This window comes from Treponema paraluiscuniculi Cuniculi A (assembly GCF_000217655.1).
GTDB classification, from domain to species: domain Bacteria; phylum Spirochaetota; class Spirochaetia; order Treponematales; family Treponemataceae; genus Treponema; species Treponema pallidum.
This window is the reverse complement of record NC_015714.1, coordinates 701906-721881: the sequence shown is the minus strand read 5'-3', so window position 1 is coordinate 721881 and position 19976 is coordinate 701906. Positions and strand designations below refer to the sequence as shown.

Sequence of the window (19976 nt, the reverse complement as noted above, 5' to 3'; positions counted from 1 at the left end):
ACTCGCTCATCCTTTACCAGGCATCAGACATGTCATCAGGCTCGCGCGATTCCACGTCGTAAAGGTCAGTGACCACCCTCAGGTCATCGAAATACACGTAATAATCGCCATACGCCTCGAGAGGATCGCAGTCTACGCGGAAGCCTACGATATTCAGCCCAGACTGGTTAGGGAAACGGCGGCTCTTCTGTACGATACCCGTCCTCCCATCAACATGCTGAGGGGGGATTGCGACACTCATGAGCTTCCAGCCGGAAAAATCGAGCTGTCCCATGTGCAACTCAAAGCGCTGTCCCCAGAAATCCTCCAGCAAGAGACTGAGCGAGTGCGGGTATCCGCGCCCAGCCACCCACACGCTCACTGTCTTTGCGACACCCTCAACGGGCAACGGCTTAACGGAAGAAACCTCAAAACTGTTGTACCCTCGCCGGTAAAACGAAACCTTCGCGCCAAACACCTTAGAGTCGGGAATCTTCATATCCCCTTCCTCGGGGATAGGGCGCTTTCTGGCAGGTCCACCCTCAAACAGGCGCCCCTTTATAGTCCCTTCGTCAGAAGACATGGAGACAACCCAGGTCCCTTCATTCTCAAACTTATCTACGGACACTTCCTTGAGGCGTTGCGCAGCAGCATACACCCCTATGCGAGATGGATCGGCAACATCCCTGCTCCCAGCCGCCTCCTGCGCATGGGCAGAAAAAACCAACACCCCTACACTCACCACCGCTATCTTCTTCATTTGCCGCTCTCTCCTTCCTCCTTGAATTGAGCATTTCTCAACTCGTGTCCATCGTAAAAGTCGATATGCATGTTAGCAAGCGCCTTGAACTGGTCAAAGAACACGTAGAAATCATCCACCCGCTCTGATGGGCTAGTACGGATCCTGAAACCGACAAAACTCAGGTGTTGCGCGCTCCCCAAATAGCGCGACGTCTGTGGGATGTGTGTGGGAACCGAAACACTAAGGTTCTTCCACCCTTGGAAGTCGAGGTTGCCTATTGGGAGGGTGTGGACTCGTCCCGTGCAGTCCCTAACCAAAGCCTCGAGCGAGTACTGATAACCTGCACCCCACACCCACACGTCGAACCCACTGACCACCCCACGCAGGGGGATCTCGTAATCGCTACCACCCTTAGCCGGAATTAGGTCCAGCCAGTTATTCCCCTGTCGATTGAACTTGCACTCTACTCCGATGAACCGGGCTTCCTTGTCCTTTCCTTGCCACGAGCCCGCCATGCGCACCGCCTGTGGCATGCCCTCGAAATACTTGAGGATAGGGAAGCCCTTTGTGATGAACTTGCTTCCCGCAGCACGCCAGGCGAGACCCTGATCCTCGGAGGCACCGTCAAAGTCATCTATGAAGTATGCCTGGTAATTGACCTTCGACCTTTGCGCCGCAAGGGGGGACACCAAAAACGCGCACGTCAGCGCAAAGCCCGCCACCATAAAACAGCCCTGTTTCATTCGCAAACTCCTCTTCACCACCCCTAACGCCTCGCAGGCGCCAGCTCGCCGTATTCTAGCGCATGGAGAAATAGCTTGTCAAACCTCCCGCGTGGTACCTGTCCAAATCGTCTTGCTGCCGTTCCAACGCCTGCGTGTGGACTCAAGCCTTCGCGCTTCGGTTGACTAGAGCGTCCCGATCGCCCTACCATGCCCCTCTTGCCGAGGGTGGCACGCTTCTCTATTTCGCGACTCTTCTCGAAGCAATCCTAACAAAGGGGGTTCTCATGACTAGTTACAAGGCACTCGGTTTGGTGAATACCAAGGACCTGTTCGCAAAGGCAGTAAAGGGCGGATACGCGATCCCTGCGTATAATTTTAACAACCTGGAACAGCTCCAGGCAATCATACAGGCGTGTGTTGAAACGCGTTCTCCCGTCATTCTGCAGGTTTCTTCCGGTGCGCGCAAGTACGCAAATGCGACGCTCCTGCGCAATATGGCACGCGGCGCAGTTGAGTATGCCCATGAGCTCGGCGTTGATATTCCCATTGTTTTGCATCTGGACCATGGTGACAGCCTAGAGCTGTGCATTGACTGCATAGAGAGTGGCTTTTCGTCTGTGATGATTGACGGTTCGGCGTTGCCGTACGACGAGAATGTAGCGCTAAGCAGGAAGGTGTGCGAGTATGCCCATGCGCGTGCGGACTATGTCACCGTGGAAGGGGAGCTTGGGGTACTCGCTGGTGTGGAAGACGATGTAGTGGCAGAGAAGAGCCACTACACTATGCCTGACGAAGTTGAGGACTTTGTGAAGAAAACGGGGGTGGATTCCCTTGCTATCTCCATCGGAACAAGTCACGGGAGAGCAAAGTTTACGCCAGAGCAGTGTACGCGCAATGCTGATGGAGTGTTGATCCCCCCTCCGCTACGTTTTGACATCCTCGCAGAGATAGAAAAGCGTATTCCTGGCTTTCCCATCGTGCTGCACGGTGCTTCGTCTGTGCCCGTTGAGTACGTACGGGAGGTTGAAAGGTACGGTGGAAATCTGCCGGATTCTGTGGGTATTCCAGAAGGGCAGTTGCGGAAAGCTGCCAAAAGCGCGGTGTGCAAGGTGAACATTGACTCGGACGGTCGCCTCGCTATGACTGCAGCTATACGCAGGGTGCTGACCACCAAGGTAGATGAGTTTGATCCGAGAAAGTATTTGGGTCCTGCGCGCGATGAGCTTAAGAAGTTGTACATGCACAAAAACAAGGAAGTGCTCGGAAGCGCCGGCCGCGCATAGAGCCAGCAGGTGCGAGCCGTCCAGTAGCCTGCGGAGCTGCAGACCACTGGACGGTTTTTTATTTCACTAAAAAGTAAAGCGCTCGGGAAAGGTGCCGAGACTCCTGGCTAGAGGGGTGGGCGATGGACCGAGAGCGGGCTTTGCACCGGGCAGGGCAGGTGGAGGCAATTCTTGTTGCGCAGATTGAGCTTGTTGGCCAGGTGATACAGGTCCAGCGTAGTGTGTACGAGTCGCTGCGCACACGTGCGTGGGAGCATGTAGAATCCTTTGCCAGCCGTGCACAGGCGCTGAGTCGTGAGTTCTTGCATCTCGATAAACGGTGTTTCTTACTCCTCCAAGAGGTTCGGCCGTACGGTGACGCGCCGGTTGACTTTGATTCCTTCTTTGCCTATTTGAGGCGCGCGGATGTCAATGTGCACGATGCGGTCGTCGCTCTCTATAGGACGCTGCGTAGCAAAGTTGCCTCTTCAAAAAATGAGCACGATGCAATCCAACACTATCTGACTCACGCGCGTGGTCTGGCACAGGCGCTTGTCAGCGCCCTTACGTGTGAACAGCAGGGCAGCTCCTATACGAAGGACGGATGTCCAGTCCGTTGTGCGCCTGGAAGTCTTGTCTTTGATCGTGTGCTGTAGGGTGCGGTACCTCGGGGGAGGTGCAGAGCGCGAGTATCCACAGGGCGAGAGGGAGGTTCCTGATGGGGCTGCTGCGCGTACCCTCCATTCTTATAGGGAGAACACATGTCGACATTTGCATCTATAGAACTTGGAAAGCGTGCTCTTTACGCGCATAAGCAATCTGTACAGACTGCAGGACACAACGTGTCGAATTCTTCCACGCCGGGGTATAGCCGCCAGCGAGTAAACCTCGATTCGTTCGAGCCGCTGTACCGTCCTGATCTTTCTCGCGCTCAGCTGCCTGGTCAGATAGGACAGGGGGTCACCATCGGTTCTATCGCGCGTTTGCGTGACCAGCTCCTCGGTAGTCGCATTGTGTCTCAGACAGACGAACAGGGGTATTGGAGCACGCGTGATGCGTATGTGCGTCTTTTAGAGCAGGTGTATAATGAGCCGGAGGATATTGCAGTTCGTACCAGGCTGGACCAGTTTTGGGATGGCTGGCAGGAACTGTCTGTGTATCCTGAAGCCCGTGCAGCGCGTCAGGTTGTGCTCACGCGTGCACAGACGCTAACGGATGCCATTCATCATCAGTATAGAGGTCTTGTCGGTATTCGCGATATGCTCAACGCGGATATTGAGGCAACGGTTGAGCAGGTGAACGATCTCCTTGCCAAAATTGCTCAATTAAATGAACAGATTGTGAAGTCAAAAGCGATGGGTGATAATCCTAATGATCTTTTAGATCGACGTGATACGTTGGTAGAAAGTCTCGCGCACCGCATTGAGGTCAGGGTGGACGTGCGTGATGAGGATGAGTCCTACGTTATTCACAGTGCGGGATTAGAAGTTGTGCAGGGAAAGAGTTATAAGACACTTGGGCTTGTCAGTGGAACAACGCCTGAAGGATATGTGTCCGTGGTGTGGAGGGACTCAGGGGATCGTGCGCACTTTTCTGGGGGTAAGCTTGCAGCGTTGATAGAACTGCGTGACACAGACGTGCGCGATGAGCTGCGCAAGCTCGATACTATGGCTATGAACTTTGTAGATCTGGTAAATGACGTACACCGTAACGCAATGGGGCTGAATGGAAAGACAGGACTCGATTTTTTTAAGGAACAGTACTTTATCAACAATGTTGACGGGAATTTTGATCGGGATGGGGATGGGCAGTACGATTCTTCGTACATATTTCGAATCAGCGGTGCACACGCGCTCGATGCCCGTGAACAGGTGGGGTTGGCGGGGGTGATCACTTTGTCTGCCGCAGACGGTACAGTCGAGGTGCCGTACGCCGCCACCGACATGGTGGCAGATGTGGTGGCGCGTATCAATCAGGCGAATGCGGAAGTGACCGCCTACCTGGATCAGAATCATAAATTGGTATTAAAGGCGACTACCGCGCATAACTCTGATAATCCTGATTTTGTCATTAGACATGTGGAGGATTCTGGGCGTTTCCTTGCAGGTTACGCAGGATTGCTTGCAGCAAGCGGGGCAGAGGGTGCCTTTGATTGGCAGAGAGCGGACGCGATTGCAGCGTTAGATCAGGCAGGAGCGCAACATGCGGTTTCTCCTATCGCTCATCCTGCAGGGTGGATGGAACTTAATCCGGCTGTGCTGTCTGATGTGTATAGTGTGGCTGCAGGGTATCCGAGTGCGGAGGGACTCCCTCATGCGGGGGATAACCGGGCGGCGCTTGCAATCGCATCGTTGAGAAATAGCCCGGTTATGATTGGCAATCGACACACGTTTGACGAGTTTTTTGCAGAAGTGACAACAGCAATCGGTCTTAAGGGAGAACAGGCGGAGCGTTCGATGCAAATGCACGCTGCAATTCTCAAGGAGCTCACAGATATGCGTGATGCGACGTCGGGAGTGAACATTGATGAAGAGTTGGCGGACATTATTAAGTTTCAGCACGGCTATAATGCGTCTGCGCGTTTTATTGCGGCGGTGAATGAAATGCTCGACACCGTCATCAATCGTATGGGTGTTTAATTTTCAGATAGTGCACGGTATGAGGAAGGGAGGATGGGCGTGAAGCGTATCAGCTCACACATGCAGGGCGCAGATAGTGCCTTTTTCTTAAGGGAGCAGGAAAGTAGACTACGGAAGGTAAACAATCAGCTTGCAACGCAGCGTAGGATCCAGCAGCTTCGCGATGATCCGCTCGCTGCAGGTCATTCTGTGAGGTACAAGTCGTCCCTGGCGCGTTTAGATCGCTTTGAGAGAAACACGAAAACTTTACGTGACCAGTATCAAATCGCCGAGGGGTTTATGACTTCTGCGCTGAACGTGGTACAGCGTCTTCGGGAAATGGCTGTCGCAGGAGCGAACGGAACCTATACTCCTGACGATTTAAAAAAAATGGCGAGTGAAGCAGATGAGCTTTTACAGGAGCTGGTGCACAATGCAAATGCAGTGAGCGCAGATGGGGTGCGGGTATTCAGCGGTACCAAAGTTTTCACAGAACCCTTTGAAACGGTCATGGGGAATGTTGAGGGATTAGGGTCTGAAGTGATCACTCAGGTACGCTATCACGGTTCTTTAGATCCTAAGAACGTGGAAATTGACGAGCACAGCTATGTGGGTACCCACCAAGCGGGCAGTCGCGTGTTCTGGGCAGAGCGGCAAATTCTTCTCTCCTCGGTTGACGCGCGCGCCTACGTCCTGCAGCAAGATGCGCGTGTTACGGTCGACGGGGTCAGCATCCCCTTGGTCGCAGGGGATAACGTGTACGCTATTATTTCTAAAATTAATGATTCAGGCGCGGCAGTCCGTGCGTACCTTGACCCGGTTACCAACGGTTTGAATATGGAGACATCTGACGCCAGGCAGTTGTGGTTGCAAGATGAGGACGAGGCAAACGTGTTTGCCTCGTTGGGTTTGATTACCGAAGGGCAGCGTCCGCCGTACAATGTGTCAGCAGGTGCACGGGTTTCAGGCGGGTCCATTTTTGACATGGCCATTGCGGTGCGCAATGCCCTGCTTGCAGGTGATCAAGAGTCGCTCGGGGGTAAGATTTTAGGAAGTGCAGATGGTGCGGTTGACAACCTTTCACTGCGTCTTGCCGAGACAGGAGCGCGGTACGCACGTGCACAGGCAACACTTGCACGTTTTAATAGCCACATTCCGAATGTGGTTGCAGCGGAGTCTCGTGAGTCTGATATTGATTTGACGCAGGCGATTACGGATTTGAAAATGTTTGAGTATACGCACCAAGCAACGCTGAGTACGGTGGGCTCTTTGTATAAGCACACGCTCTTGGATTATTTGCGGTAGGGGAAGGAGCCGCACGCTATGGAGATTCAGACGAAGACGCTCGGTACACAAACGGTTGAGGCACACCAGATTATTACGTTGGAGCGTGGTCTCTATGGTTTTGAGAAATATCATCGCTTTGCGTTATTTGATGCAGTGCAGGTTCCGTTTATTCATATGCAGTCCTTAGACGATCCGGCGTTGTCCTTCATTGCTATTGATCCGTTTTTGTTTCGTCCGGACTACGAATTGGACATTGACGATGTATTGTTGCAGCCGCTCGATATTTCTTCTCCTACCGACGTCTTGGTGTTCGCGTTGGTGACCATTCCTCCCGATGGATCTGCGGTGACTGCAAATTTGCAAGGTCCCTTGATTGTGAACAAAAAAAACCGCAAGGCGATGCAAGTGGCGATGGGTGGCGATCGGTGGAGAACGAAGCACGATATCGTCGCCGAAATGGCAGAAAGAAGGGCGCAGGAACAATGTTGATCCTTTCGCGCAAGACAAATCAGAAAATCTTTATTGGGGACTCGATTGAACTGACTATTATTGAGATTCGCGGCGATCAGGTAAAAGTCGGTGTGGAAGCGCCGCGTTCGGTGAAAATATTCCGACAAGAGGTATACGAAGAGATCCAGAGAGAGAACCGCGCTGCGTCCGACTCCCCCTGGTCTCCTAACTCACTGCCTCAGTTGCCTGTGTAGTTGCAGAGGATACCCATCCCTCGGGGTGGGAGTGTTTTGCGCGGATGACTGAGTTCACCTAAATCGCACCGCGTTCCAGTGCGCATTGTAGTGTTCGATTGCTGCCCCCACATCTGTTTTTAGCGTTCCTCGCTCGAGGTCATGCTCGCTGTAATATGGAGTCTTCTTCTGATATGCTGCCGCTTCCCGGTGGATAGTTGAAGGGAATCCGAAGGTGTCCAAAAACTCCGCGTAGTGTGCAGGCTCTAGGAGGAAGTTGATAAACGCATGGGCAAGGTCGCGATTGCGTGCCCCCTTGGGAATGCAAAAGCTGTCCACGTACACTGGGCTGGCGACATCTTGTGGAATAAAGAAGTCTATATGTTCGTGCATTGCCTCAGGAGTCTCTGCAAAGAAGGCCTCTGCAAAGCCATGAGCTACAACAAAGTCTCCCGATGCAAATGACTTTGCGTATCCGTCCGAATCAAACTTTACCAAGTTTGGTTTCCAGTGGTCGGTGACAAGTATTGCTGCCTGCGCAAGCTCTTGTTCGTTTTTTGTGTTTACGTTGTAGCCAAGTGAAGCAAGTGCAGCACCCATTACTTCGCGCATATCGTCCATCATGCTCATACGATACGCCAGGTCTTTGCGTGAGAAGATAGACCACGTGCGCTCGTATGACGGAACTGCTTTTTTGTTTACCGCAATGCCTGCCGCTCCAAGATAATACGGCACCGAATATTCCATTTTTGGATCGTAGGCTATGCGAGCACGGACACTCTCTTTGATAAACTGTACGTTGGGAATCTTGGATAGGTCAATTTTTTCCAACAGATGCTTGCGTTTCATGATACTGACAAAGTCACCCGAAGGGACCACTAAATCATAACCACTTGCACCAATGCTCAGTTTTGCAAACATATCTTCATTTGAAGCGTAATCATCATAGACTACCTGCACGTTATACTGTTGTTCAAACTTTTTAATGAGGGACGTCGGGGTGTAGTACGTCCAGTTATACAGGTACAGGACATCCTGTCGTGTCTGCAGGCATGATCCCACCCAGAGGGAGAGAAAAAGGAGAGAAAGAACGCGCGAACTGCTCACACAAAAACGTTTCATGCCTTGCTCCTTACGAGATTGTTTGCAGAAAGTAGTTACTTAGAATGGACTATTGTTTTTAAAGAATTGCGCAGGAGATAGGCGACCCCTACAATCCCTGCCATCATGATCAGGGAAAGGGCATTGATGATGGGAGAGACCCCATAGCGGATCATTGAAAACACATACAGGGGGAGTGTGGTGGAGCCCGGCCCTGCAACGAAAAAGGTAATGACAAAATCTTCCAGAGAAAGGGTTACTGAAAGTAAAAAGCCAGACAGTATGCCTGGCATGATGGCAGGGATCACGATTTTTCCTAGCGCTTGCCACTCGTTTGCACCTAAGTCTTGCGCCGCCTCTATGAGAGAGAGGTCAAAGGTGTCGATGCGGGTAAGGATGAGCAGGAGCACGAAGGGCAGACAAAAGGTGATATGAGCGGTGATGATGCTTGCGCGCCCCAGCGGCAGGCGTACTAGGGAGAAAAAAACGAGCATTGCCATACCTGTGATAACCTCAGGGAGCAGCATGGGCAGAAGGCTCATTACCTGCGCATATAGCCGGCCTGAGAAATGATACCAACGAATTGCGATGGCAGCGGCAGTCCCCACAATTGTTGCTACAAGTGCAGAAACAGACGCTATAAGCACGCTATTAAGAAAGGAAGACCACAGTTTTTCTGAATAGAGGAACAGCTCTGTGTACCAGCGCAGCGAGAAACCGGTCCAGATAAGGGATTTATCCTTGTTGAAGGAAAAAAGCGCAATAACTGCAAGCGGCAGAAATAGGAACGAGACAACTGCCGCCAGCAGCACAGTAGAGAAGGAACACCGTAGGGGAGTGCGTGCGCGCGTGTGGATCAGACGGCAATTAGGCATATGAGCGGCGTCCTCCGCAAGGGGGAGGTGTTGTATTGCAGGCACCGCTTTCTGCAAGTATCCAGAGTACTCCTACCCCTCCTGCGAGGGTAACGAGCATCGCGAAGGCCGAAGCGAGTGGCCAATTTCCCACGATACGTACCTGGTCCACAATTGCGTTTCCGATAAGGTAGGAATCCTTTCCTCCCACCAGGAGGGGGACGGTGTAGGAACCGAAGACAGGAATGAAGGTGAAGAACACGGCGGTGGCAATGCCGGTTTTGATGTTGGGAAGCAACACGCGGATAATGGCACCCGTGGGGGTAGAGCCTAGATCGCATGCAGATTCAAGGAGGGAGAAATCGAAGCGATCGATAGCGGCGAAAATAGGAAAGATAGCGTAGGGCAGGAACATATAGGTGAGCACCACAATGACTGCCCCGTTATGGTACAGGAGCGGAAGACTTCGAGTAATAAAACCAAGCGACTTGAGTGCTTCGTTCAAAAACCCTTGGTTCCCCAGGATAGTGATCCAGGCGTTTATCCTGATGAGAGAATTGGTCCAAAAGGGGACGATAATTAGGAACAGGAAGAACGTTTGCCTCCGGCTGCGAGAGAGCGCGTAGCCTGCAGGAAGCGCCAGGAGCACGCACAAACAGGTGACGCCTGTACTGATAAGCAGGGTGCGAGCCAGCAGTGCGCCATAGCCGGAGGTAAGGACTTGCGCATACGCCCGGATGGAAAACTTCCACACAACGCCTCCGTACAGGCCCTTTTGCAAAAAGCTGTACACAGCGACCACCGTAAGGGGGCACAGAAGGAAGACTGTAAGCCACGCAGACAAGGGGAGCGTGCACCAAAAACCTAAACTGCCTACGGTACGGCGTCGCGCCACGCGCAGCCGGCTGCTCACGACTCGATGTCCTCAACCACGTAGCCGTCGTGTGCAGACCAGGACACGTAAACAGTGTCCTTCCACGCAATCTCAGGGCCAGTGTCGAGATACTTCTGGTGTTGCTGAAACACTTGGATAATAGCGCCACTTTCTAACTGGACGAAAAACTTAGATTGGAACCCTGCATATACAGGCTCCTCTACAAAACCGCGAAAAACATTGAGCGGCGCACTGGTGGTACCCGGCTCTTCAAGGGAAATGTGGATCTTCTCTGGGCGAACGGTGAAACACACCCGCCTGCCAGGATCGATAGGGTTATCGGCGGTTACGGTGAGCGTACGGTCAAGTTCCGGAACCTGGAGACTGAGCATAAACTCTTCGTTTTCAATGGCGGTGCAGGAGACGACAGTTGACAGGAAGCTATTAGTTTCCCCAATAAACTTAGCGACAAAGTCAGTCGCAGGTTGCTCATAAATCTCGTAGGGAGTACCGATCTGCAGGATCTTTCCTTTGTTCATGACGGCGATGCGGTCGGAGACGGACAGAGCCTCGCTCTGGTCATGGGTGATAAAAACGAAGGTAATGCCCGTCTGATCGTGGAGTGTATCGAGCTCTATGAGCAAATTGGAGCGAAGTTTTGCATCCAGGGCAGAAAGCGGCTCATCAAGCAGGAGAACCCCTGGCTCGCACACGAGTGCACGGGCAATGGCGACGCGCTGTTGTTGGCCACCTGACAGCTGATGGGGTTTCTTGTGCAGGTGCTCGTCCAGCTGTACCAGGTGAAGGTACTCGTGCACGCGCTCGCGGATGAGGTTCTTTGAGAGGCGTTTGAGCCTGAGGGGGAAGGCGATGTTCTCGTACACGGAAAGATGAGGAAAGAGGGCATACGACTGGAAAACGGTGTTAGACCTCCGCTTATTTGCACCAACACCGAGCACACTCACGTGGTCGAAGGTCAAGTCGCCTGAGTCCGGCTGTTCAAACCCTGCAATGATACGCAAAAGCGTGGTCTTTCCGCAGCCTGAAGGACCGAGGATGGAGAAAAACTCTCCCTGCCGAATATGAACGGTGGCACGGTCAACGGCGAGGCAGTGACCGTATGCTTTTGAGACCTGGTCGATGGTGACGGCGCATCCTTTCACGGTCTGTCGCACTCCTTCTCATTGCGGGGTATGTTCTGTCAAGGCTCGCGGTTGGGTATGTTCTGTCAAGGCTCGCGGTTGGGGTACGTAAGGCGTCCGTGTGTCCTTGCTGGACAGATTACCGCTGGCGTGTTACGCTCGCTGGCGCGAGAAGTGCGCATGAGGAAGAAAGGACCACCCCGTCTTACGCAGTTGTGGCATACGCTGTGTCACGTACTTCGCCGCCGGCGTGCGCGCGCGCTCAATCTGGCGCTCTCCTTCGTTGTCCTCAGCATTGCCACGGCGGTGAGCATCAGCGAACAGCACGACCCTGCAAGACTGAACCTTGCTGACTTTGCAGTAGGGCGTGTAGCTGAGCGGAACGTTGTCTCTCCTGTCTTTCTTTCCCTTACTGATGAGCTGGCTACCCAGCGGCAGTATGCTCGCAGGAAGAAGGAAATTCCTGCTGTTTTTGAGCGTCGGCTCGATCTGGAACAGGCTGAAGTACGCGCATACCAGGCGTTTTGTCATGCGTTGCAGAAAGCGCGCGTTGGTATGGCTCTGGATACCTCGTCGGACGGAGGCGGGGGAGCAGCGGGCTACGAGGAGGAGCGGTCACTCCACGCTGCGCACGATCGGGCGTCTGCACACGTGCACCTGCTGCAGAAGAAATTTGTTCACTTTTCGCGCCAGACGCTGCGATCCTTGCTTCAGCTTGACGATGACACGTTTGAGTCCCTCCTGCGTGTGGGAACTCAAGTGCTCGCGCGTATCTTCGCGCAAGGTGTGGTGCAGCTGTCCGACCATGCGCTTAAGGATTTTAACCCCCACACAATTACTATCAGTGAGGAACGTCCCTTCCACGCCCTGTCGGATATGTCGGCCCCCGTGGCGTCGCAGGCCTCAGCAGGAGATCTCCCTTCTGCGTCTGTACCCCTGTCACCCGATGCGAGTGCGGATGAGGCGGAAAATGCCGCAGGGGATGTCTTTTCGAGGACTCAGGCAATTGAAACCCTCATCAGATCCGATCAACTCGCCGCGCGCGTCCATGCGCTGGCTTCCGATTTCGGTCTTACGTCGCAGGCGGCGCTCCTCTTTTCATCCCTCGGGCCCTTTCTGCGTCCAAATATTGTCTTTGACCCTATTCAAAGTGAACAGCATGTCCGCAACGCATTGGCGCGGTTACGGCCGGTCACCCTCAGTATTCATCCAAACGAAATTATAGTCCGTCGCGGCTTTATTGTATCCGCCACTGACTACGCAAGATTGCAGGCACTTGCACACTCTAAACTGTCTGTCGATCGCTCCCTGCTCGTAAGCAGTCTCCTGTTACTGGCCTTTTTGTATCTGCTTGCCTTCTTTTTGTTCAGTAAACGGATGGCCCATCCTCCTCTTAAACTGCGTGTAGAGTTACTCATTCTCTATACCAGCGTTGCCGGATACCTGTGCACACTTTTTCTTTCAAAGATAGCTGCGCTCCCTGCACCGCTTGATAGCATTCCTTTTCAGCCAACTGCGTTGTGTATCATGCTCGTTACCGCGCTCGTTTCCCATCGTAGTGCCGTCATTAGTTCCTTTCTCATTGCGTTCGCAGTGCTCATCGCTTCGCAGTTCCATACTGAGCCTACGCTTTTTGCGCTCCTCTCTGGGGTGTCGGCGTCTGCTTGTATGCGTGTTATGAGCTCTCGGCTCGACATTGTTAAAAGTTCCTGTGTCCTTGCTGTTGCTCAGCCTTTCCTTGCTGCTACGCTCATGTTTGCGTTTCCGCATGCGTACACTGACGCAATATTCCTCCTTACAGGCGTGGCGATCAGTGGCTTTCTCAACGGCATTTTGGTGTTAGGCCTTCTGCCCATCCTTGAAGCGCTCACCAATGCTCCTACCGTGTTCCGGCTTATGGAGCTTTCGGACCTCAACGTTCCTATCATGAAAAAAATGCTGCTTACAGTTTCAGGTACGTACAATCACACCATGATGGTTGCCACTCTTGCAGAAAATGCATGTCGTAGCATTGGGGCTCATTCACTCCTTGCGCGAGTTGGCGCGTATTATCATGACATTGGAAAAATGGAAAACGGTGAGTACTTTGTAGAAAACCAAACGGGCGATAGCAAACACTTAGATTTAAATCCACGGCTTTCTGCAACGGTAATTCGGAGTCATGTAAAGCTGGGGGTAGAAAAGGCACATCAACTCCGCTTACCTCAGGAGGTTATCGATATAATTGCAGAGCATCACGGTAATAGTCTTATTACATACTTTTACGAGAAGGCGCGGGAACTCGATCCGAATGTTGATCGGGAAGATTTTACCTATCCGGGGATTCCTCCTCGCACAAAGGAGTCTGCGGTGGTGATGCTTGCTGATGTGGTTGAAGCGTCATGTAGGACATTGAATAAACCGACGATCCCCCGCCTAGGGAAATTTATCGATAAGGTTGTGCAACAGAAGATAGAGACACATCAGCTTGACAATTCTGATTTAACGTTTCGGGATGTGCAGGTCGTCAAGGAGTGTTTTGTGAGAATACTGGCAGGATACTACCATTCCCGCATAGAGTATCCTCACCAAAGAAATCCTGATGAGCAGCAGCTCGTGTCCGTAGCCCAAGGATCGTATAAGGAGTAATCTTTATGTCCGAGGTGAATAAAGTTTCTGTTTCCTGCGAAGGCTTTTGTCCGCCTCCTTGGATTGGTCAAGTTGCGCCGTTTGTGTGTGCGGTGCTCGATTCCCAGGCTATTTCCCACTGGGATCTTTCCATTGTCTGCTGCACTGATGCGTTTATTCGCCGGCTAAATTACGATTACCGTGGTATTGATTCTCCCACTGACGTGCTGTCTTTTGAGAACGATGGTGAGTATTGCGATGACGCAGGGACGCGTTTTTTTCTTGCCGGTGATATTATCATCAGTCTTGAAAGTGTGCGTGAAAACAGTGAACGTTTTCACGTCGCCGCGCACGAGGAATTTAAACGGGTGCTCATCCACGGCATTTTGCATCTGAGCGGTATGGATCACCAGGACAATTCTCCCGGTCAAGAGATGTTGCGTTTGCAGGAGCGCATACTGGCGCAGCACTGTCGGGTGCTATCATCGGGTATACCATGGGAGTCATAGACTGGTTGAGGCGCAGGCACGCTGTTACCCATATTTTTCAGCAACCGCTGAATGAAGAAAAGCAGGATATGATCCGCGGTATAGTGGATCTTTCTGACACTTCGGTGCGCGAGGTGATGATACCGCGTATTGACGTGGATTTTCTTGAGCTTTCTATGAGCGGTGAAACACTCGTTGAAAAGGTAACCGAGAGTGGACACTCACGCTTTCCTGTCTACGAACAAACTATTGATAATGTGGTGGGTGTGCTGTACGTCAAGGATTTAATAAAGCTGTTTGGAAGGCCACAGGAGGTGCGGTTAGAAAGACTGCTGCGTAAGCCCTTCTTTGTCCCCGAGTCCAAACGAATTGACAGTCTTCTGCGAGAGTTTAAACGCAGGCACGTGCACATTGCGATCGCGGTGGACGAGTACGGCGGCGTTTCGGGTATTGCGTGCATGGAAGACATTATTGAAGAGATTGTTGGGGATATCCAGGATGAGTTTGACCACGAGCGGGAGGATATCGAACCGCTCGGACAGGGCGTGTGGTTGTGCGATGCGCGTGTGGATTTGGAAGATTTGTCTGAGTGTTTGCATACTGTTTTTCCTTCTCAAGAGTTTGGAACGTTAGGTGGATTTGTATTTAATCTTTTTGGAAAAATTCCCGTAAAGTACGAGAAGGTTTCGTGGGGTGCCTTCGATTTTATTATCCAAGACATGGAAGCACATAAGATAAATACTATAAAGATTGTATCTGTCCTGCGGGGTGATTCCGAGCCTGCATGTGTATCTGAGCGGCCATAGAGGAAAGGGAAAAAGCATGAAAGGCCTGCTGTGCGTGTATTACGGTGCGCTTTGCAGCATAGTGTTTGCTCAGACGGGCGTGCAGCTTTACGAAGCAGGAAGAAAGGCCCATGTGCAGGAGGATTGGTATGCTGCTATCGAATTCTACCAAGAAGCATTAAAAAAAAATGCTTCTTACAACCTTGCATATCGTGGTCTTGCCGAGTGTTTCTACGCACTTGGTGAATATGATCAGGCGTTGCACCATGTGCGCAAAGCGCAAAAACTCATGGCGCAGGATCTTTCCCTTGAAAAGCTGTGCGCGTTCAGTTTAGTTGGTCAAGGTGAGTTGGATCAGGCGCGTAGTCTTTTTGAGGAAATTCTTGCGCGCTATCCGAATGACGTAGATGCTCGCTTTGGTTTGGCAGAGATCGAGGTGTCAAAGGGACGGCTGAGCTCTGCGCGTCTGTTATACCAAGCAGCGTTGGAGCGTCAGGCAGAGAATCGCAAGGCGTTGTTGTCGCTTGCGCTTATCTCGTACGAGGCTGGTCATTATCCGCGTGCGCTCACGTACGTTGAACGTGCGTTGCAGTATCACGGCGATAATGCACAGGTGCATTTTTTTGCCGCGTATCTTGCAACGCTTCGGGCACACTATGAAGATGCAGAGCGTTATTTGGAGCGGGCGCTCCACATTAAGTCGGCTTATCCACGTGCCCGTGCGCTTCTTTCAGCAGTTTTATATGCGCGCGGCGCGTATGAGCGCGCGGTGGCTCAGTGTGATCAACGCATAAGGGCGGATCGAACGCAAGTGGATGCCTGGTATGTAAAGACACTGTCCCTTCTGAAGTTGGGTAAACATACTGAGGCGCTTGCAACTGCAAAAGTTGGGTTGACAGTAGATCCACGTGACGATCTAATGCGCATCTTGCTAGAAGAGATTGCGATTGTTCACCTTGAATACGAAGATGAGTATCGCATGCAACTTGCGCGTTTTCACACGCAAAAGGCAGACGGTTTCGCGCGTCGGAATATGAGTCGGCAGGCTCTGGATGAGTATCGGCGCGCACTAAAGGTGTACCCGTACGACGGTGCTGCTCGTGAAGCTTACGCACGTTTGCTCCTGCGTTTTGGATATCCTGAGCGCTCCCTTGAGCAATTAAAGTTTTTACAGTCTATTGGAAAGAGCAGTGCACGCATCAATGATGCAGTAGAGGCATACGAGAAGACGCATGCACGTTCAATTAAAAATAGGTGGCGTGTTGATGCCTTGTATCTGGATAAGGCGCATCTTTCAATATCTCTTTTTTACCATCCTGATCCTGCGAATGCATTGCATCCTGAGGCTGAGCGTTTCTTTCTGACGCAGGTGCAAGATTCGTTTGCCTATAACCGCAGGTTAAAAGTAACTGGGTACAGCGCGCGTTCTCACTCGTATAGAGAAGCTTTTCGCACGGCGCGTGAGGCTGGTGATGATTATTTTGCTCTCATCACAATGCAGGAGCACGGTCAGGATTTACGCGTGCGTTTGGAATTGTATATTGCATCGACGGGATCTCGGGCACACACCTTTGATGCGTATCGCTCGGGAAATGATCGGTATCAGAGTGTGTTGCGTAGGATCACGCAGATGCTCAACGATCGTTTGCCAATTATGGGTACTGTCGTGCGCCGTCACCAGTCGGAGGCGGTGATTGATCTTGGAACACAAGATGCAGAGTTACAAGGTAAGTCTCTCGAAGTAGTAAAAAGACGCGCAGTTTCAGTGCTGAAAGAAGGTGTTGGGCTTGCATATCGACGTGAGGACGTGTTGGGGCATTTTACCGTGACAAAGGTTTCAGAGGATATGAGTGAAGGCGTGCTCAGGCGCGTAGGATACTACGATCACATCAGCGTGGGAGATGCGGTAATATGTGAACCGCGCCTTCCGGACAGCTCGGCTACCGCGTCTGACACATTCGTACACGATGGGGCGATGGGTATGTTGTTAGCGCTTCTGCGCAGCATTCGATGAGAGTGTCGTTTTTCTTGTACATTCAGAATAAGTAAGGGGAGAAAGGCGCGTGCTTGATTATCGGTTTATTAGAGAGAACGTGGATGCAGTAAAAGAAAATGTGAAGGTCAGGAACGTGCATGCAGATGTGGACGCGATTGTGCACCTATATGATCAGCGCGTAAAGCTTTTAGCAGAGTTGCAAGAATTACAACGTGCGCGTAATGAGAACGCACAGGCGATGAAAAACTCTTTGGATGCGCTTGCGCGTTCGGCGTGTGTTGAAACGGGCAGAGCACTAAAAGATCGCATTGCTCACAGCGGGCGTCTATTGGTACAGATTTCCGATCAGCTTTTGTCTGCAACGCAAGCGTTGCCAAACATGACGCATATGTGCACTCCCCATGGTCGATCAGACAGTGATAATCTCGAAATCAAGCGCTGTGGGGTGCCTCCACGCTTTAGTTTTTCGCCACGTGATCACGTGGAGTTGGCGCGCTTGCTGGATATAGTTGATTTTGAAGCGGGGAAAAAGGTCTCGGGGATAAAGTTTTATTATCTGAAGCGTGAAGGGGTGCTGCTTGAACAGGCGTTGATTATGTTTGGTTTGCAGTTTTTACAAGAGCGCGGTTTTGTGCCATTTCTCACTCCTGACATTGCTCGTGAGGATATGGTGTGTGGTTTGGGTTTTAATCCGCGGGGGAGTGGATCGAATATCTATCGTATTGAGGGAGAACACCGCTGTTTAGTAGCAACTGCAGAAATTACGCTGGGGGCATATCACGCAGGCGAGGTTCTTGAAGAGCGGAGTTTACCGCGTTTATACGCAGGGCTCTCGCATTGTTTTCGTAAAGAGGCTGGTGCTGCAGGCCAGTTTTCTCGCGGTCTTTATCGCGTGCACCAATTTACCAAACTTGAAATGTTTGCGTACTGTACACCGAGTGATTCTGAGTGCCTGCACGAACGCCTGAGGTCGCTTGAGGAAGAGATTTTTACTGCATTGGAAATTCCTTTTCGTGTGGTGGAAGTGTGTGCGGGAGATTTGGGTGCGCCTGCGTATCGCAAGTGGGATTTGGAGGCGTGGATGCCTGGACGCCAGGGTGGTTCGTGGGGAGAGGTGACTTCTGCGTCGAATTGCACAGACTATCAGGCGCGGCGCTTGAATGTCCGCTATAAGGATGCAGAAGGGAAGAAGCATTATGTACACATGTTGAATGGGACGGCGCTTGCAATTTCTCGCGTGTTAATTGCGCTGCTAGAAAATGGGCAGGATGCGGAAGGTCGCGTGCGCATTCCGCAAGCTTTGGTGCCATTTTGTGGTTTTGAGTATCTCTATCCTCGTGTCCTGTAGCGTTGTGACGCGTCACCCGTTGCGGTTGGGATTTTCTACTTTTTTCTTGCTGGGTAGTTTTCTCGTGTTGGTGTCTTCCTGCACACGGTGGATGGGGCGTGAATTGCATGGGCAACGTCTGTTCACCCTAACGTACGGGGATGCTGAAAATCAACTGCATTTCCCCGACGCGGGGTATGCGCAATCGCAGTCTAATATACAGCTGTGTATGAAAGACGGTATTTTCTACGTGGCACATGCTGCAACTGGCAAGGTCATGCGAATGACTTCGTTTGGGGATGTGCTTGCAGTTATTTTTAATCCCGAGAAAAACGCAATGACTCCTCAGTTCTCTGAAGGGTTGCAATCGGCAGCAATTACTACGCGTCGTGCCGTGCCCTATCCGCTGCATGCGCCAACGTTTCTTGCCGTAGATTCGCAGAATACACTGTACGTAGTAGATGCCGTGTTACCAGAACACGTGCAGCATGATCCGGAAGAAAACCTTGCGCTGGTGAATACCATATTGCTGTTCGATGAGGAAGGACGTTTCATGCATGCTATTGGACAGCAGGGGATAGGGGGCACACCCTTTCCTGCTATTGAAGGTGTGTATGTAAATAGTGCAGATGAGCTCGTGGTGGTGTGTAGGAGTGCGGATGCAATGAGAGTGTATTGGTTCAATGCACAACGAGTACCCATACACCAACGTGCGTTGCCGTTTTCTCCGCTTCCGACGTCATTTGCTGCGCAAGAGAAAGAGTATGCATTCGTAGAGCGGGTACTGCCTGATGTGAGTGAACGGAGGCTGATTGCAAAGGTAGATTACTATACCGCAGTGCATGATCCAGCTACGGGAGCAAATAGTAGTGTTCGCTATGCGAAAAGCAGTGTGTATTTTATCTCTCTTGAAACGGGGGTGTACGAGTGGAAAGTAGATCTTCCCGCGCACGAGGTGTCTGGTACAGAAAATCAAGAAGGGGGACCTTATAAAAAAGCTTTTTCATTGCTCGGGGTGAGTGCGCAGCAAGGTATTTTGTGTGTGAGTCCGGACCGCTTCGGATATGCCGCGCTATTGTTAGACTTGCGTTCATTCACGATACGTCAAAGGAGCATACATATGCGCAGTGATACATTGGTGTACAATGTGTTTCATTTTTCTCCCACAGGGATTCTTTCTTCAGTGCTGGCGACGGACACAGAGGCGGTCGTTATGTGGTGGCGGTTCGACCGGATACTGAGCCGCATCAAGTGATACGGCATGAATAGGAATCTGAGAAGGAGATGCACCCTCTAGCAATAGGTTTCATGCTGTGCGCGCGGTATTGACACGCACGCAGTTCTTATTTTCCCTGTATCGCGGGAGTGACCATACGGTCTGCCAGGCAGATGCGAGCACTCACCGTATGGCTGTTGTGTGTATTCGGCACTGCCACCTATGTGGAAGTGTAGGATGTGCGCGTGGGAAGTGCGTACTGGCTTGGCTTTAAAAATATTTTGCGTACC

At 51.7% G+C, this 19976-nt stretch carries 18 protein-coding genes; 12 read left to right on the top strand and 6 right to left on the bottom strand.

The window, feature by feature from the left end; genetic code table 11:
• Window positions 1-13 precede the first annotated feature (13 nt).
• Entirely contained in the window at window positions 14-739 is a 726-nt protein-coding gene (locus tag TPCCA_RS03265) for a flagellar filament outer layer protein FlaA (RefSeq protein ID WP_013945277.1), read from the bottom strand.
• Window positions 736-1464 carry a flagellar filament outer layer protein FlaA gene (locus tag TPCCA_RS03260; protein WP_013945276.1) on the bottom strand — a complete coding sequence of 243 codons (729 nt, stop codon included), beginning with the start codon at window positions 1462-1464 and terminating at the stop codon, window positions 736-738. The genes TPCCA_RS03265 and TPCCA_RS03260 overlap by 4 nt, the downstream gene beginning before the upstream one ends.
• Window positions 1465-1730: 266 nt before the next feature.
• Here TPCCA_RS03260 and TPCCA_RS03255 point away from each other — a divergent pair, with 266 nt between their 5' ends.
• The 6 genes from TPCCA_RS03255 (at window position 1731) to csrA (ending at window position 7317) form a co-directional block, all read left to right on the top strand.
• On the top strand, window positions 1731-2729 hold the full coding sequence (locus TPCCA_RS03255; protein ID WP_013945275.1) for a class II fructose-bisphosphate aldolase: 999 nt from the start codon (window positions 1731-1733) through the stop codon (window positions 2727-2729).
• Window positions 2730-2851: 122 nt separating this feature from the next.
• Complete coding sequence (locus TPCCA_RS03250) at window positions 2852-3364, top strand: hypothetical protein (protein ID WP_013945274.1); 513 nt, start codon at window positions 2852-2854, stop codon at window positions 3362-3364.
• A gap of 105 nt (window positions 3365-3469) precedes the next feature.
• On the top strand, window positions 3470-5347 hold the full coding sequence (gene flgK, locus TPCCA_RS03245) for a flagellar hook-associated protein FlgK (protein WP_013945273.1): 1878 nt from the start codon (window positions 3470-3472) through the stop codon (window positions 5345-5347).
• Window positions 5348-5380: 33 nt separating this feature from the next.
• Window positions 5381-6631 (top strand): flagellar hook-associated protein 3, encoded by a 1251-nt coding sequence (locus TPCCA_RS03240; RefSeq protein ID WP_013945272.1) that lies wholly within the window; start codon window positions 5381-5383, stop codon window positions 6629-6631.
• Window positions 6632-6649: 18 nt separating this feature from the next.
• Window positions 6650-7102, top strand: coding sequence for a flagellar assembly protein FliW (locus TPCCA_RS03235; protein ID WP_010882103.1), 453 nt, complete (start codon window positions 6650-6652; stop codon window positions 7100-7102).
• Window positions 7096-7317, top strand: coding sequence for a carbon storage regulator CsrA (gene csrA / locus TPCCA_RS03230; protein WP_010882102.1), 222 nt, complete (start codon window positions 7096-7098; stop codon window positions 7315-7317). Before TPCCA_RS03235 ends, csrA begins: the two co-directional genes overlap by 7 nt.
• A gap of 54 nt (window positions 7318-7371) precedes the next feature.
• On the opposite strand, the gene TPCCA_RS03225 is transcribed toward csrA, so the two are convergent.
• The 4 genes from TPCCA_RS03225 to TPCCA_RS03210 are packed head-to-tail and all read right to left on the bottom strand — an operon-like array spanning window position 7372 to window position 11300.
• Window positions 7372-8418 (bottom strand): extracellular solute-binding protein, encoded by a 1047-nt coding sequence (locus TPCCA_RS03225; RefSeq protein ID WP_013945271.1) that lies wholly within the window; start codon window positions 8416-8418, stop codon window positions 7372-7374.
• 35 nt (window positions 8419-8453) lie between these two features.
• Entirely contained in the window at window positions 8454-9272 is an 819-nt protein-coding gene (locus TPCCA_RS03220; RefSeq protein WP_013945270.1) for an ABC transporter permease, read from the bottom strand.
• Complete coding sequence (locus TPCCA_RS03215; RefSeq protein WP_013945269.1) at window positions 9265-10164, bottom strand: ABC transporter permease; 900 nt, start codon at window positions 10162-10164, stop codon at window positions 9265-9267. The genes TPCCA_RS03220 and TPCCA_RS03215 overlap by 8 nt, the downstream gene beginning before the upstream one ends.
• A complete protein-coding gene (locus TPCCA_RS03210; protein ID WP_010882097.1) occupies window positions 10161-11300 on the bottom strand; it encodes an ABC transporter ATP-binding protein in 1140 nt (379 codons plus the stop codon). Before TPCCA_RS03210 ends, TPCCA_RS03215 begins: the two co-directional genes overlap by 4 nt.
• Window positions 11301-11318: 18 nt before the next feature.
• Here TPCCA_RS03210 and TPCCA_RS03205 point away from each other — a divergent pair, with 18 nt between their 5' ends.
• The 6 genes from TPCCA_RS03205 to TPCCA_RS03180 are packed head-to-tail and all read left to right on the top strand — an operon-like array spanning window position 11319 to window position 19725.
• Window positions 11319-13895: an HD family phosphohydrolase gene (locus TPCCA_RS03205; protein WP_041609998.1), complete on the top strand. Its 2577-nt coding sequence runs from the start codon at window positions 11319-11321 to the stop codon at window positions 13893-13895.
• Between the two features lie 5 nt (window positions 13896-13900).
• Window positions 13901-14383, top strand: coding sequence for an rRNA maturation RNase YbeY (ybeY, locus tag TPCCA_RS03200; protein ID WP_010882095.1), 483 nt, complete (start codon window positions 13901-13903; stop codon window positions 14381-14383).
• Window positions 14371-15168: a hemolysin family protein gene (locus TPCCA_RS03195; RefSeq protein WP_010882094.1), complete on the top strand. Its 798-nt coding sequence runs from the start codon at window positions 14371-14373 to the stop codon at window positions 15166-15168. The genes ybeY and TPCCA_RS03195 overlap by 13 nt, the downstream gene beginning before the upstream one ends.
• Window positions 15113-17161 (top strand): tetratricopeptide repeat protein, encoded by a 2049-nt coding sequence (locus TPCCA_RS03190; protein WP_013945266.1) that lies wholly within the window; start codon window positions 15113-15115, stop codon window positions 17159-17161. The genes TPCCA_RS03195 and TPCCA_RS03190 overlap by 56 nt, the downstream gene beginning before the upstream one ends.
• A 49-nt stretch (window positions 17162-17210) precedes the next feature.
• Window positions 17211-18491: a serine--tRNA ligase gene (gene serS, locus TPCCA_RS03185; protein WP_013945265.1), complete on the top strand. Its 1281-nt coding sequence runs from the start codon at window positions 17211-17213 to the stop codon at window positions 18489-18491.
• On the top strand, window positions 18457-19725 hold the full coding sequence (locus TPCCA_RS03180; protein ID WP_245522088.1) for an LIC_12708 family protein: 1269 nt from the start codon (window positions 18457-18459) through the stop codon (window positions 19723-19725). Before serS ends, TPCCA_RS03180 begins: the two co-directional genes overlap by 35 nt.
• The last annotated feature ends 251 nt before the right edge of the window (window positions 19726-19976 follow it).